We start from the raw sequence: 12,373 nt of genomic DNA, 5'->3' as shown, positions 1-12,373 counted from the left end.
CTAGGCCTCGTCATGCTCTCTGCGGTGATGCATGCGGCATGGAATCTCGTCGTCAAGAAGGATGACGACAAGTTTCTCTCGCTGACCGTGATGGCTGCTACCTCCGGAGGCATTTGCCTGGCAATGCTGCCATTTTTCCCCGCTATGGAGCCGGGGGCATGGAAGTGGCTGGCGGTCTCCGCGCCATTGCATGCCGGTTACCGGATCTGTCTCAGCGCGGGCTACAAGCACGGAGACATGAGCCAGGTGTATCCCATCGCCCGTGGTGCGACACCGCTGATGGTGACCGCGATCTCGGTCCTGTTGCTGGGTACGGTGCTGGCGCCGTGGAAATATGTAGGCATAGCCGTCATCGGCGTGGGCATCATGGGCTTGTCCTTTTCCCGGGGGGTGCCGAAAAGGCACGAGGGCCGTGCCATCGCTTTCGCATTGGCTACCGCGGCATTCATCGCGGTGTTTACCTTGCTGGACAGCCAGGGTGCACGCGTCAGCGGGCAGGCGTTCACGTACGTGCTTTGGCTGTTCGTACTGGAAGGACTGCTGATGCTTCTGATCGCGGCTGCGACCGGATTCAGCAGGCTGCAGTCTTATGTCGCGAGAAACGGGCGCAACTGCCTGGTCAACGGCTTTGTCATGTCGGCAGCCCACGGGCTCGTGATTATTGCGCTGTCCCGCAGCCAGCCTGCGCTGGTTTCGGCACTGCGTGAGACAAGTGTCGTGTTCGGAGCACTCTTCGGGGCCATTTTCCTGAAGGAAAAAGTGACGGGCGTGCGGCTGACCTGCACGCTGTTCGTGACCGTCGGCCTTGTGGTGAGCGTACTGGGCTGAGGTCGCGAAGGGGGCAGCATGGCGACTCGGCCCCCAGGCCGCTACGCTTCGAAGGCTGATGACCAGGCGTTGAATACATCGGCGGCCAAATCCGCGCTGTCTTCCAGGCCGAGCCAGAACCGTGCGATGCAGCCCGCACCAGGTCGGGAGTTCTCCAACTGCTGTGCGCAAGCGCTGTCCTTGCCGTAGAACATCACCAGGCTGGTGGGGCCTCCCCATGAGAAGCCGAAGTGAAAGAGTGTCAGCGCTCCGAGGAATGCTTCTATTTTCGTGGTGGGGACGAATGCGCCGAATGCGATACTGAACAGGCCCGTCGACGCCGTGAAATATTGTTTCCAGTTTTCATGGCCCTTGCTCCCGGCGAATGCCGGATGCATGACGGCCGCAACCTCTTTTCTTTCCGAAAACCATTGTGCGAGACGCAAGGACGCTTCCGTGCTGGCCGTGTAGCGGAGGCTGAGCGTGGGCAGGCCCCTCAGCACCAGATAGATATCGTCCGGCGAAACGTGCATTCCAAGAAAATGACGTGTCTCGGACAGGCTGCGCGAGATATCCTCGCGCACGCTTGCCACGCTTCCCATCACCACATCCGCACCGCCGGACTGGAGCTTCGTCAGCGCCTGGACGGACACATGAAAGCCGAGTTCGAACGCGCGCAGATGCATTCCTGCGCTGTAGGTGTTGTCGATCGCGGCGATGCATCCCCGTTCGTCTGCCCACCCGGCCAGGCGCCGCAGATCCGGAACTTCCATGGTGACCGAACCTGGTGCTTCGACCCACAGGAGGCGGGCGGATGAAGGAATGGCCTCGTTCCACGTATCCGGCGCCATGGGGTCGTAGAGCACGATCCCGATGCCGAAACGTCGGAACACATGGCGCAGCATCTGCTGTGCAGTTCCGTAGCCGTTCGTCGGAATCGCAACGATATCGCCTGGTGCCAGCAGGGCCATGCAGGTCAACGAATAGGCCGCCAGTCCGGAGGACACCAGAAGCGCCTGTCGGGCGCCCTCGATCCGGGCGAGTTTGGTCTCCAGTTCGTATGCGGCCCGGGAACCGTCTCTTCCGTACGGCGGCCGGCTGCGGTCGCGCCAGTCAGCGCTTTTCAGCCGTGCAAGCGTCGGCAGAAAAATGGTGGACGCGCGGTGAACCGGAGGGAGCGCCGAGACTGGATCGTCCGTTTCCTCTGCAGCCATCGGCTGAGACAGGAGGGTCCGGGGTGTATGGTGATGCATCCAGGTACGAACGTTGGTAGCTATGTTGAAGGGAGACGAGACTTGAAGCGATTCACGATAGCTGGAAATTCCCCGCTGACCCCCGGCAAGTGGAGGGATTCCTTCAAGTTCTCCATGCTGGGCCTGGCGTCTTTTCTCGGCGGGCGACGTTGGGGGCCAGCGCACGATGACTGGTTGCGGAGATGGCTTCCCCTGCTTCACCAGAGTGTAGGTGACCGGGTGACCGTCGAACTCGGCTGCGGCAATGGAGCGGATCTCGCGATGCTGGCCGCCGAAGGGTTACGCGTGATCGGACTCGATCGTTCACCGACGGCAATCGCCGAGGCAGGAAAGAAGATTTCTCCGCAGCTCCTGTATTGCCAGGATCTCTGCGACCGGTTTCCGCCAGCGGCCCAAGGCGCCGGCGCCGTGATCGCGAGCCTGTCCCTGCACTATTTTTCCGTGGACCAGACGAATGACGTGATGCTCCGCATACGCGAGTGTCTCGCTCCTGGCGGCATCTTTCTTTGCCGCGTGAATTCGACGCAGGATACCCATTTCGGCGCGGGCGGCCATCGCCCGCTGGCAGAGAACCAGTATCTCGTCCATGGCCAGTTGAAGCGCTTCTTCGATGAAGCGGCAGCCCGTTCCCTGTGCGGCGAAGGCTGGGAGGTTCTCAGTGTCGAGGAGAAGACGATACAGCGCTATGCGCTGCCAAAGGCGGTCTGGGAAATCGTTGCACGCCGCACCGGTTCGGTATCCGTTCTCGACGGTTGAATGGCGCGCCCGGCGGTGCCGTCAACCGGCGACCGGTCCCGCGAGACGGGGCGACACCACTTGGACAATGCCATCCATGTTGGCCGGCTTGGTGAAGTGGTGGTCGAACGGACTGCCGTGCCGCAGCGCTGAAATGCTGTGGATGTTGCCCGACAGTGCCACCAGCAGCAGCGAGTCATGTGGAAATGCTTTTTTTGAGCGCCGAGGCCAGCTGATTTCATCGTGCGGCAAATCGCCAGAGCGGACGGTGGCTATTACAACGGGCGCGTGGCGAGGACGAAAAAAAACCGGCCCAGAAGCCGGTTTCCTGTGGAAGGTGCTGCGCGGTCAGTACCGGCCGCCGCCGAAGCCGCCATTGCCATAGCCGACATCGGAGCGCTTGTCCACGGCGTAGCCGGCTGGGCTGTAGCCGCCGGAGCCGCCGTTCGCTTCACGCGGGCGGGCCAGGTTGACCACGATGGAGCGTCCATCGACGGACAGGCCGTTCAGGCCGGTGATCGCCGACTGCGCGTCTTCGGCGGAGGACATTTCCACGAAGCCGAAACCTTTGGAGCGACCGGTTTCGCGGTCCATCATGATCTTGGACGAAGTGACGCCGCCGAACTCGGCGAAATTGCTGCGCAGGCTGTCGTCGGTCACGGAATAGGGCAGGTTGCCCACGTAGATTTTGCAGCTCATGAGGAGCCTTTCTGAAAGAGGGCGGGCGAGGAGCCCGCAGGAGGAATGCCCGGCCCGGCGAGCGGGGCGATGATGCCGCGCCCGTCAGGGCGAGGGGCGTCTGCGACGGCGGAGGTCAACAGACGGGAGGGTGCGCCATGCATGTCTGCAGCCAGCCCTGGGTGACTGCGAAGAGCCGGGCAGCTTCGCGCGAGGCGAATGTCCTGTCGAAACGGAACACCCGGCAGTAGCTGCCGCTGCTCTGGGCGCGGTGGACGGCGAAGGAGGCTCGGAAGCGACCGCAACCGGTCGGATGTGTCGCGGGCGAAACGACGTACTTGCCCATGGAAATAGCGGTATTAGGGATCTGGAGCATTCAATGACGCAGGTCGAAACCGGCCTGCGTGAGCTGGGGGACATTCGGGGATCTGCAGCTCAGCAGATCCGCCGTGCGACGGAGTCGCCATGTCTCTGCGAGGCGGTGTCCACCCGGGCAGAGCGTTCTGGTGGCGGTACGGTGGAGTAGCCGCCAGACCCAGAATGACGTCCATCATACCATCCAGGAATTTTATTGTCGATCAATATTCCTATTGGTTTTAAAAAAGCCCGGCAGGCCCTGGTCAGGCCGCCTTCTCCACATGCCCCTGCCGCGTGTACAGAAAATCGATCACGGCCTTGCGGCACTGCAGATACACCGGGTCCTCCGCCAGCTCCACGCGGCTGCGCGGCCGTGGAATGTCCACCTGCAGCACCTCGCCGATGGTCGCCGCCGGCCCGTTGGTCATCATCACGATCTTGTCGGACAGCAGCACCGCCTCGTCCACGTCGTGGGTCACCATCACCACGGTGCTCTGCGTGCGCGCCACGATCTCCAGCAGCTCGTCCTGCAGCTTGGCGCGGGTGAGGGCGTCCAGGGCGCCGAAGGGCTCGTCCATCAGCAGCACCTGGGGCTCCATCGACAGCGCCCGGGCGATGCCCACGCGCTGCTTCATGCCGCCGGAGATCTCGCCGGGGCGCTTGTGCGCGGCGTGGGCGAGGCCCACCAGCGCCAGGGCGGCGGCGGTGCGCTCTTTCAGGCGCGCCTTGGATTCGGTGGCGCCGAAAACGCGCTCCACGGCCAGGTGCACGTTGCCTTCGCAGGTCAGCCAGGGCAGCAGGGAGTGGTTCTGGAAGACGACGGCGCGGTCCGGGCCCGGGCCCCTGATTTCCTTGTTGGCGCAGATCAGGGCGCCGGCCGTGGGCGTGGTCAGGCCCGCGATCAGGTTCAGCAGGGTGGATTTGCCGCATCCCGAGTGCCCGATGAGCGAAACGAACTCGCCCTTGGCGATCGCCAGGTCGATGCCGCGCAGCGCGGGGAACAGGCCCTTGGTGGTCTTGAAGGTCTGCTCCACGCCCTGTATTTCGATGAACTTGGTGTTGAGGGAGGCATGCATGGGGAACTCCGGTGTGGGGTGGGTCGGGCCGGGCCGGATCAGGCCTTGACCTCTTCGAACGAGAAGGCCGTGGCGAGCTTGACCAGGGCGTATTCGAGCAGCAGGCCGACGATGCCGATCACGAAGATCGCGATCAGGATGTTCTTCACGTTCAGGTTGTTCCACTCGTCCCACACCCAGAAGCCGATGCCCACGCCGCCGGTCAGCATCTCGGCGGCGACGATCACCAGCCACGCGGTGCCGACGGCCAGGCGCACGCCGGTGAGCATGTACGGCAGTACCGAGGGGAAGAGGATGGTGGTGGCGATCTTCCATTCGGAGAGGTTCAGCACCCGGGCGACGTTCATGTAGTCCTGCGGCACGCGCTGCACGCCCACGGCGGTGTTGATGATCATCGGCCAGATGGAGCAGATGAAGATGGTCCAGATGGCCGCGGGGTTCGCGCCCTTGAAGACCAGCAGGCCGATCGGCAGCCAGGCCAGCGGCGAGACCGGGCGCAGCAGGCTGATGAGCGGGTTGAACATGCGCGAGAGGAAGGTGAAGCGCCCGATCACGAAGCCCGCCGGGATGCCCACCACCGCCGCGAGGCCGAAGCCGACGGCCACGCGTTCGAGCGAGGCGAGCACGTTCCAGCCCACGCCCTGGTCGTTGGGGCCGTTGCGGTAGAACGGATTGCTGAAGATCTCCACGGCCTGTTTCCAGGTGTCGGCCGGGTTGGGGATGCTCCCGCCGGTGGTGGAGGACACGATCGCCCACACCACGAGCAGCAGGCCGATGCCGCAGGCCGGCGGCAGCACCGCGAGCCAGAAGCCGCGCAGCGCGGCCGAGGTGTCGCGGGGCGTGGAGGTGGCGGCGGGCGCGGGGGCCCGGGGGGGAGATGCGTTCGTCGTCATCGTCGTGGAGGCGGTGGGCGCTGCGCCGGCAGGCGCGGCGGCGTGGTGGGCGGCGGCGGAGCCGGGCTCCGGGGCGGCATGGAAGACGGCACTGACCATGGAGAACTCCTTCGCGTGGATGCGTCGTGGGGGCGTGTGGAGGAGGGCTTCAGGGAGCCCGGTCAGGCCTTGATCCTGAAGCCGTCCGCGTACTTCGCCGGGTCCTTGCCGTCCCAGACGATGCCGTCCACCAGCTTGCTGGTGCGCATGTCGCTCTTCGGCAGCGGGGCCTTGGCGGCGGTGGCAGCCTGCTTGTAGAGGTCGATGCGGTTGATGGACTTCGCCACGCCGAGGTAGTCGGGGTGGTCCTTGATCAGGCCCCAGCGCTTGTGCTGGGTGAGGAACCACATGCCGTCCGACAGGTAGGGGAAGTTCACCGCGCCATCGTTGTAGAACTTCATGTAGTCGGGGTCGTCCCAGGTCTTGCCCAGGCCGTCCTGGTAGCGGCCCAGGATGCGCTGGTTGATCGCGTCCACGCCGGTGTTCACGTAGGCCTTGCCGGCGATGGTCTCGGCCATCCTGGTCTTGTTGGCGAGGCTCTCGTCGATCCAGCGGCCCGCTTCCAGGATGGCGGCCGTCACGGCACGCGCGGTGTTGGGATACTTCTGCACGAACTCCGACGTGGTGCCGAGCACCTTCTCGGGATGGTCCTTCCAGATCGCCTGGGTGGTGGTGGCGGTGATGCCGATGCCGTCCATGATGGCGCGGTGGTTCCAGGGCTCGCCCACGCAGAAGCCGTCCATGTTGCCCACGCGCATGTTGGCCACCATCTGCGGCGGCGGAACGGTGATCACCTTGGCGCCCTTCATCGGGTCGATGCCGTTGGCGGCCAGCCAGTAGTAGAGCCACATCGCGTGCGTGCCGGTGGGGAAGGTCTGGGCGAAGGTGTATTCGCGCTTTTCCGTGGCCATGAGCTTGGCGAGCGAGGCACCGTTCACCGCGCCCTTCTCGGCGAGCTTCTTGGAGAGCGTGATGGCCTGGCCGTTGTTGTTCAGGGTCATGAGCACGGCCATGTCCTTCTTCGGACCGCCCACGCCCAGGTGCACGCCGTAGACGAGGCCGTAGAGCACGTGGGCGAAGTCCAGCTCGCCGTTCACGAGCTTGTCGCGCACGCCCGCCCAGCTCGCCTCCTTGCTGGGGATGATCTTCACGCCGTATTTCTCGTCGATGCCCAGGACCGAGGCCATCACCACGCTCGCGCAGTCGGTGAGCGGGATGAAGCCGATCTTCACTTCCTTCTTCTCGGGCGCGTCGGAGCCGGCGGCATGCACCAGGGCGCGCAGGGCGGGGCTCACGCCCACGGCGCCGACCGCGGCGGCCTGCAGCACGGTGCGGCGGTGGAGGCTGGTTTTCGAGAGGTCGGTCATCGGGGCTTCCTTGTGGAACGGTTGCGGGCGCGGGCCCGGTGGCAGGTGGCGAAAAAACGAAAAGGCGTCCGCACCGCTTCGCGGCGGGTGGGCCGCGAAGGATGGGGACGCCTTTGTCCTTTGGTTCGGGGCGCCTGTCCGCCGTTGGACGGGTGCCTCGATGACCCAGCGATGGGTGCTGGCCGGATCAATGCAAGGGCTGTGCCAGCGGTTGCGTGCGGGGGCGCTGGATGGGAAGGCCTCTGCCGCCCGTCCCGCCGGGCGCCGCGCGGGCCTGCCGCGGTGCCTGATTGGTGCGGGCGCGCACCCGGTTCGTGCGGCGGGTGCCACGCGGTTGTGCGTTGCACCATCGCGCGGCAGGAAGAAGGTTCGGGCGGCGCCTAGCTCAGCAGGTCGAAGGCGTCGAGCATGCGCTGGGCGACTTCCCCCAGCTTCATGCCCTTGTCCATCGCGGCCTTGCGCAGCTTCTCGTAGGCGGCCTGTTCGGTCAAGCCCTGGCGCTGCATGAGCAGGCCCTTGGCGCGGTCGATGGTCTTGCGGTCCTGCAGGGCGCCGCGCGCGTCGGCCAGTTCGGCCCGCAGCGCCTGCTCGTGCTGGAAGCGCGCCATGGCCACGTCCAGGATCGGGCGGATGCGCTGGGGCGCGAGGCCCGCCACGATGTACGCGGTGACGCCCGCGGCCACCGCGTCCTTGACGTGGGTGGTGTCCTCGTCGTTGGTGAAGAGCACGATCGGCCGGGGCGCCTCGCGCGTGGCGAGCACGACGTGCTCCAGCGCGTCGCGGGCGGCGCTTTCGGCGTCCACGATCACCATGTCCGGCTGCAGCTGCGCGATGCGGTCGCTGAGGAACACGTCGGCGGGCAGTGTGGCGACGAGGTTGTAGCCGTTTTCCAGCAGGCCGATGTGCAGCGCCCGCGAGCGCTCGGCCTGCGCGCGGGCGTGCTCGTCGTCCTCCCCGGCCAGGGCCAGGTCCGGGGCCACCACCACGATGCGCATCGACTCGTTCATGGCGCGCACTGCAGCAAGAAATACGCCTGGCCTGCGCCGGTTTCTGGGGAGTGCCGGCCGGACAGAAAAGGGCTTCCCCCCTGGCGCGCGACGCGATACGCTCGCGTACCTCTGGTTACAAGAGGCATCGATCAATCCGAAGGGGAGCACACGCATGGCAACGGGACGATGGGTTACGGTGGGGCAGGGGTCTGCGGCGCGGCGAAAACGGTCCGGCCGGGAAGCGGCAGCCGGGCGGGGACCGGCGCGGCGCGCGTTGCTGGCGGGCGCATGCATCGCGGCACTCGGCCTGACAGGCTGCAGCCGCGTGCCGGACACCATCAAGATCGGCGTGGCGCAACCCCTGTCGGGGCCGCTCGCGGCGCTCGGGCAGGACATGCTCAACGGCGTGCGCCTGGCGGTGGACGAGCTGAACCAGTCCGGCTTCAAGGTGGACGGCAAGCGCGTCACCCTGGAGGTGGTGGCGCAGGACGACCGCGCCGACGCGGCCACGGGCAAGACCGTGGCGCAGCAGCTCGTCGAATCCGGCGTGGTGGCGGTGATCGGGCACCTCAATTCCGGCGTGAGCATCGAGGCGGCGCCGATCTATGCGGCGCAGGGCATTCCGCAACTGGCGATCTCCACCCATCCGCGCTTCACGGAACTGGGGCTGCCGGGCACGTTCCGCCTCGTCGCGAACGACAACCTGCAGTCGCGCGCCATGGGGTCCTTCGCGGCCACGCAGCTCGCCGCCAATGCCTACGCCGTGCTCGACGACGGCACGCCCTATGGCAAGGGCCTGGCCGACGGCGCGGCGCAGCAGATCGAGGCGGAGAAGCGGCGCGTGGCCGTGCGCCAGTCCTTCGACGACCAGACCACCGATTTCAAGGCGCTGGCCGCGCGCCTGCAGCAGGAGCGGGTGGGGGTGATCGTCAGCACGCTCAACGATTTCCAGGTGCTCGCCCTCATCGATGCGCTGGCGCAGTTGAACTACACCGGCGTGAGCATCCTGGGCGGCGACACCATCAAGACCACCGACATGCTCAAGGGCGACCGCAAGGTGGCCGCGATCTACGCCACCTCGCCGGTGCTGGAGGCGCGCGAATTCGTCACCGGGCGCCAGTTCCTGGACCGCTACGACCGCGCTTTCAAGAAGGCCCCGGCCTATGGCGGGCACTACAGCTACGACGCCACCTACGTGCTTTCGGCCGCCCTGCAGCAGGCCAAATCCGCCGATCCCAAGGCGATCGCCAAGGTGCTGCACGGCATCAACGGCTATGCGCCGGTCACCGGCACCATGAAGTGGGACGAGAAGGGCGAGCAGCGCTATGGCGCCGTGGGCGTGTACGGCATGCGCGCGGGCCAGTGGGAGCTGCGCATGCGTTCCGACCGCTGGTGACGCGGCGCGCGGCGCGCGGCGCCACCGTCGCCGCAAAGACCGTGCGCGGTGCACCAGGCCCCCGGGGCGCCTACACTTGCGCGCCTATGGCCCAGAGTCAGCTCATCCTCGGAATCGAATCCTCCTGCGACGAAACCGGCGTGGCGCTCGTGCGCACGCCCGAAGGCGGCGGCGTGCCCACGCTGCTCGCCCACGCCCTGCACAGCCAGATCGACATGCACCAGGCCTATGGCGGCGTGGTGCCCGAGCTGGCGAGCCGCGACCACATCCGGCGCGTGCTGCCGCTCACCGACGCCGTGCTGGCCGAGGCGGATTGCCGCCTGGCGGACGTGGACGTGGTGGCCTACACCCGCGGCCCGGGCCTGGCCGGAGCGCTGCTGGTGGGCGCGGGCGTGGCCTGCGCGCTCGGCGCGGCGCTGGACCGGCCGGTGCTCGGCGTGCACCACCTGGAGGGGCACCTGCTCTCGCCGTTCCTGAGCGCGGATCCGCCCGAGTTCCCGTTCGTCGCACTGCTCGTTTCGGGCGGGCACACCCAGCTGATGCGCGTGGACGGGGTGGGCCGCTATGAACTGCTGGGCGAGACCATCGACGATGCGGCCGGCGAGGCCTTCGACAAATCCGCCAAGCTGATGGGCCTCGGGTATCCCGGCGGGCCCGCACTGTCGCGGCTGGCGGAGCAGGGCGATGCCGCGGCCTTCAAGCTGCCGCGGCCGCTGCTGCACAGCGGCAACCTCGATTTCTCGTTCGCGGGCCTGAAAACCGCCGTGCTCACGCAGGCGAAAAAGCTCGGCGACCAGCTGGAGGCGCGCAAGGCCGACCTGGCCGCCAGCACCCAGGCGGCCATCGTCGACGTGCTCGTCAAAAAGACCCTGGCGGCGCTGGAGGGCTCCGGCCTGCGCCGCGTGGTGGTGGCCGGCGGCGTGGGTGCCAACCGGCTGCTGCGCGCGCAGCTCGACGCCGCCTGTGCCCGCATGGGCGTGCGCGTGCACTACCCCGAGCTGCACCTGTGCACCGACAACGGCGCCATGATCGCGATGGCCGCCGCCATGCGCCTGCAGGCCGGCCGCGAGGCGCCGAACCGCGACTATGCGTTCGACGTCAAGCCGCGCTGGCCGCTGGACGCACTCGCCTGAACCGAAAACCCCGTGCGCCTGTGCCTGTGCCTGTGCCTGCGCCTGGCCGGCGCCGGGGCGTAAAAAAGCGCCCGGCCATCGAGGGCACGGGCGCAAGGGCGACAACTGTCTGCCGGCGCGGCGGGGAAGTCCCCCGGCGCGGCCGGCGCATGCCGTTCGATCAGCCGATGGTGAGCTGCGTGGCGCGGCTCTCGGGCACCACCTTGGCGAGCACCAGCGTCAGCACGCCGTTCTCGAGCTTGGCGCTGCTGGCCGAGGCATCGATCTCGTCGGCCAGTTCCCAGGCGCGCTGCACCTGGCGGGGGGCGCCCTCGACGCTTGCGAGGCGCACTTGCTGGCCCTCGATGGTCACGTTGAGCTGTTCGCGGGACAGGCCTGGAACGTCGATCTGCAGGGTCACGGTCTTGTCGTCCTGGCTCACGGAAGTGCCGGGGTTCGCCAGGGTGCTCTGCATGAAGCGCTGGAGCGCGAAATCTGCGGGAGCGGCGGAACGGGCGACGTACGGGGAGCGGCGGATGACGGGGGCGAAGAACATGGTGGAACTCCTTGGAAAACGAGGTGGCGCGCAATGCGCCTGACATGGGGGGGGCGCGGCGCCCGGGTTCGCCGCTTGGGTTGCAGATGCGCATGCCGCGGCGCATTTCAAGAGGATTTTTTGCGGGGCGCCGCGGGCGGGCTGGCAAGCCAAACCCGGCGGTTGCCAGGGGTTACAACCCATTTGCGGGCGCACCAAAGTGCAACCAGCACAATGCGGGTTCAGGAATCCGCCGCCATGCCCATGCCCCTTCGCTTCACCGCTCCCTCGCGCCCGCAGTTCCGCCTGCCGCGGCCCGCGGCCACCATGGCCGTGGCTGCCGCCGCCCTGCTCGCCGGCTGCGCGGGCGTGCCCAACTCCATGCCCGGCCTGGACCGCAGTGCCCGCTTCGATCCCGACGATTTCAATACCAGCGCCAGCATCTACACGCGCCACATCGACGCGCCGCCCGCCCGCGTGTGCGAGGGCGCCCGCCGCGCGCTGCTGAGCCAGGGCTATCTGGTGGGCACGGCCAGTGCCGAGGTCGTGGCCGGCCGCAAGTACTTCCAGCCCTCCACCGACATCCACTACCAGGTGGAGATGCGCGTCGTCTGCGCGTCCGAAGGGCCGCTCAAGCAGCGCACGGCCGTGTTCGCGAGCGCGCTGCAGGACCGCTACGTCATCAAGAAGATCAACAACTCCGCCTCGCTTGGCGTGGGGGCCCTGGGCTCGCTGTCGCTGCCCGTCACGGCCAGCGACGACACGCTGGTGAAGGTGGGCAGCGAGACGGTGACGGATGCGCGTTTCTACGACCGCTTCTTCCAGGTCTTCGACCGGTTCATTCCGCCGCGCGAAGCGCCGACCGAGGTCGGCCAGGCGTCTCCGAAGGTGCCGAAGACCGCCGACACCGAGGCCATGGTGCGCGAAGCCCGCGAATCCGGCGAGGTGAAGGACCCGGCCGAGGGCGGGGTGACCACCTCGCCGGTGGTGCCGCAGGCCGCACCGGCCGCCGACCCGCTGCCGCAGGTGCTTCCGTATCCGGTGTTCCCCACCGCCACGCCGCCCGCCGCCGCCGCGTCGGTCCCTTCGCTGCCGGCGGTGCCCGCATCTGCGCCCTCGGCCCTTCCCTGACGGCC

The 12,373-nt window shown here is 67.3% G+C and carries 14 protein-coding genes; 5 read left to right on the top strand and 9 right to left on the bottom strand.

The genetic code is table 11. The annotated features are described in order from the left end of the window. The first annotated feature begins 12 nt into the window (after window positions 1–12). Complete coding sequence (locus Q9R47_RS21615) at window positions 13–828, top strand: EamA family transporter (protein ID WP_311235175.1); 816 nt, start codon at window positions 13–15, stop codon at window positions 826–828. Window positions 829–869: 41 nt separating this feature from the next. On the opposite strand, the gene Q9R47_RS21610 is transcribed toward Q9R47_RS21615, so the two are convergent. Then, a complete protein-coding gene (locus tag Q9R47_RS21610; RefSeq protein WP_311235174.1) occupies window positions 870–2,021 on the bottom strand; it encodes a PLP-dependent transferase in 1,152 nt (383 codons plus the stop codon). A gap of 258 nt (window positions 2,022–2,279) precedes the next feature. Here Q9R47_RS21610 and Q9R47_RS21605 point away from each other — a divergent pair, with 258 nt between their 5' ends. Beyond that, entirely contained in the window at window positions 2,280–2,816 is a 537-nt protein-coding gene (locus Q9R47_RS21605) for a class I SAM-dependent methyltransferase (RefSeq protein WP_311235173.1), read from the top strand. A gap of 21 nt (window positions 2,817–2,837) precedes the next feature. Here the strand turns inward: Q9R47_RS21605 and Q9R47_RS21600 are convergent, their stop codons facing one another. The 7 genes from Q9R47_RS21600 to Q9R47_RS21570 form a co-directional block, all read right to left on the bottom strand. Continuing rightward, window positions 2,838–3,047: a hypothetical protein gene (locus Q9R47_RS21600; RefSeq protein ID WP_311235172.1), complete on the bottom strand. Its 210-nt coding sequence runs from the start codon at window positions 3,045–3,047 to the stop codon at window positions 2,838–2,840. A 96-nt stretch (window positions 3,048–3,143) separates the two neighbouring features. Continuing rightward, window positions 3,144–3,494 (bottom strand): RNA-binding protein, encoded by a 351-nt coding sequence (locus Q9R47_RS21595; protein ID WP_311235171.1) that lies wholly within the window; start codon window positions 3,492–3,494, stop codon window positions 3,144–3,146. A gap of 115 nt (window positions 3,495–3,609) precedes the next feature. Then, window positions 3,610–3,849, bottom strand: a complete 240-nt coding sequence (locus tag Q9R47_RS21590; protein WP_311235170.1) for a hypothetical protein — start codon at window positions 3,847–3,849, stop codon at window positions 3,610–3,612. Window positions 3,850–4,093: 244 nt separating this feature from the next. Beyond that, window positions 4,094–4,906, bottom strand: coding sequence for an ABC transporter ATP-binding protein (locus Q9R47_RS21585; RefSeq protein WP_311235169.1), 813 nt, complete (start codon window positions 4,904–4,906; stop codon window positions 4,094–4,096). 38 nt (window positions 4,907–4,944) lie between these two features. After that, on the bottom strand, window positions 4,945–5,898 hold the full coding sequence (ntrB, locus tag Q9R47_RS21580) for a nitrate ABC transporter permease (RefSeq protein ID WP_311235168.1): 954 nt from the start codon (window positions 5,896–5,898) through the stop codon (window positions 4,945–4,947). A gap of 62 nt (window positions 5,899–5,960) precedes the next feature. Next, window positions 5,961–7,205, bottom strand: coding sequence for a CmpA/NrtA family ABC transporter substrate-binding protein (locus Q9R47_RS21575; protein WP_311235167.1), 1,245 nt, complete (start codon window positions 7,203–7,205; stop codon window positions 5,961–5,963). Between the two features lie 380 nt (window positions 7,206–7,585). Further along, complete coding sequence (locus Q9R47_RS21570; protein ID WP_311235166.1) at window positions 7,586–8,212, bottom strand: ANTAR domain-containing protein; 627 nt, start codon at window positions 8,210–8,212, stop codon at window positions 7,586–7,588. A 154-nt stretch (window positions 8,213–8,366) separates the two neighbouring features. Here Q9R47_RS21570 and Q9R47_RS21565 point away from each other — a divergent pair, with 154 nt between their 5' ends. After that, a complete protein-coding gene (locus Q9R47_RS21565; RefSeq protein WP_404977196.1) occupies window positions 8,367–9,590 on the top strand; it encodes a branched-chain amino acid ABC transporter substrate-binding protein in 1,224 nt (407 codons plus the stop codon). An 86-nt stretch (window positions 9,591–9,676) separates the two neighbouring features. Beyond that, window positions 9,677–10,723, top strand: coding sequence for a tRNA (adenosine(37)-N6)-threonylcarbamoyltransferase complex transferase subunit TsaD (gene tsaD, locus Q9R47_RS21560; RefSeq protein ID WP_311235164.1), 1,047 nt, complete (start codon window positions 9,677–9,679; stop codon window positions 10,721–10,723). A gap of 160 nt (window positions 10,724–10,883) precedes the next feature. On the opposite strand, the gene Q9R47_RS21555 is transcribed toward tsaD, so the two are convergent. Beyond that, window positions 10,884–11,258 carry an Hsp20/alpha crystallin family protein gene (locus tag Q9R47_RS21555; protein WP_311235163.1) on the bottom strand — a complete coding sequence of 125 codons (375 nt, stop codon included), beginning with the start codon at window positions 11,256–11,258 and terminating at the stop codon, window positions 10,884–10,886. A 243-nt stretch (window positions 11,259–11,501) separates the two neighbouring features. On the opposite strand from Q9R47_RS21555, the gene Q9R47_RS21550 reads away from it, so the two are divergent. Further along, a complete protein-coding gene (locus Q9R47_RS21550) occupies window positions 11,502–12,368 on the top strand; it encodes a DUF2242 domain-containing protein (RefSeq protein WP_404977200.1) in 867 nt (288 codons plus the stop codon). The last annotated feature ends 5 nt before the right edge of the window (window positions 12,369–12,373 follow it).

Origin of the sequence: Acidovorax sp. PRC11 (assembly GCF_031844105.1) — a bacterium.
Lineage (GTDB): Bacteria > Pseudomonadota > Gammaproteobacteria > Burkholderiales > Burkholderiaceae_C > Paracidovorax.
This window is presented reverse-complemented; position numbering and strand designations above follow the sequence as displayed.

Excerpts from the sequence above, each read along its gene's own strand:
- Q9R47_RS21550 (WP_404977200.1), top strand. The coding sequence starts at position 11,502 with ATGCCCCTTCGCTTCACCGCTCCCTCGCGCCCGCAGTTCCGCCTGCCG.
- Q9R47_RS21610 (WP_311235174.1), bottom strand. The coding sequence starts at position 2,021 with ATGGCTGCAGAGGAAACGGACGATCCAGTCTCGGCGCTCCCTCCGGTT.
- Q9R47_RS21575 (WP_311235167.1), bottom strand. The coding sequence starts at position 7,205 with ATGACCGACCTCTCGAAAACCAGCCTCCACCGCCGCACCGTGCTGCAG.
- Q9R47_RS21590 (WP_311235170.1), bottom strand. The coding sequence starts at position 3,849 with ATGCTCCAGATCCCTAATACCGCTATTTCCATGGGCAAGTACGTCGTT.
- Q9R47_RS21595 (WP_311235171.1), bottom strand. The coding sequence starts at position 3,494 with ATGAGCTGCAAAATCTACGTGGGCAACCTGCCCTATTCCGTGACCGAC.
- Q9R47_RS21570 (WP_311235166.1), bottom strand. The coding sequence starts at position 8,212 with ATGAACGAGTCGATGCGCATCGTGGTGGTGGCCCCGGACCTGGCCCTG.
- Q9R47_RS21585 (WP_311235169.1), bottom strand. The coding sequence starts at position 4,906 with ATGCATGCCTCCCTCAACACCAAGTTCATCGAAATACAGGGCGTGGAG.
- Q9R47_RS21615 (WP_311235175.1), top strand. The coding sequence starts at position 13 with ATGCTCTCTGCGGTGATGCATGCGGCATGGAATCTCGTCGTCAAGAAG.
- ntrB (WP_311235168.1), bottom strand. The coding sequence starts at position 5,898 with ATGGTCAGTGCCGTCTTCCATGCCGCCCCGGAGCCCGGCTCCGCCGCC.
- Q9R47_RS21555 (WP_311235163.1), bottom strand. The coding sequence starts at position 11,258 with ATGTTCTTCGCCCCCGTCATCCGCCGCTCCCCGTACGTCGCCCGTTCC.
- tsaD (WP_311235164.1), top strand. The coding sequence starts at position 9,677 with ATGGCCCAGAGTCAGCTCATCCTCGGAATCGAATCCTCCTGCGACGAA.
- Q9R47_RS21565 (WP_404977196.1), top strand. The coding sequence starts at position 8,367 with ATGGCAACGGGACGATGGGTTACGGTGGGGCAGGGGTCTGCGGCGCGG.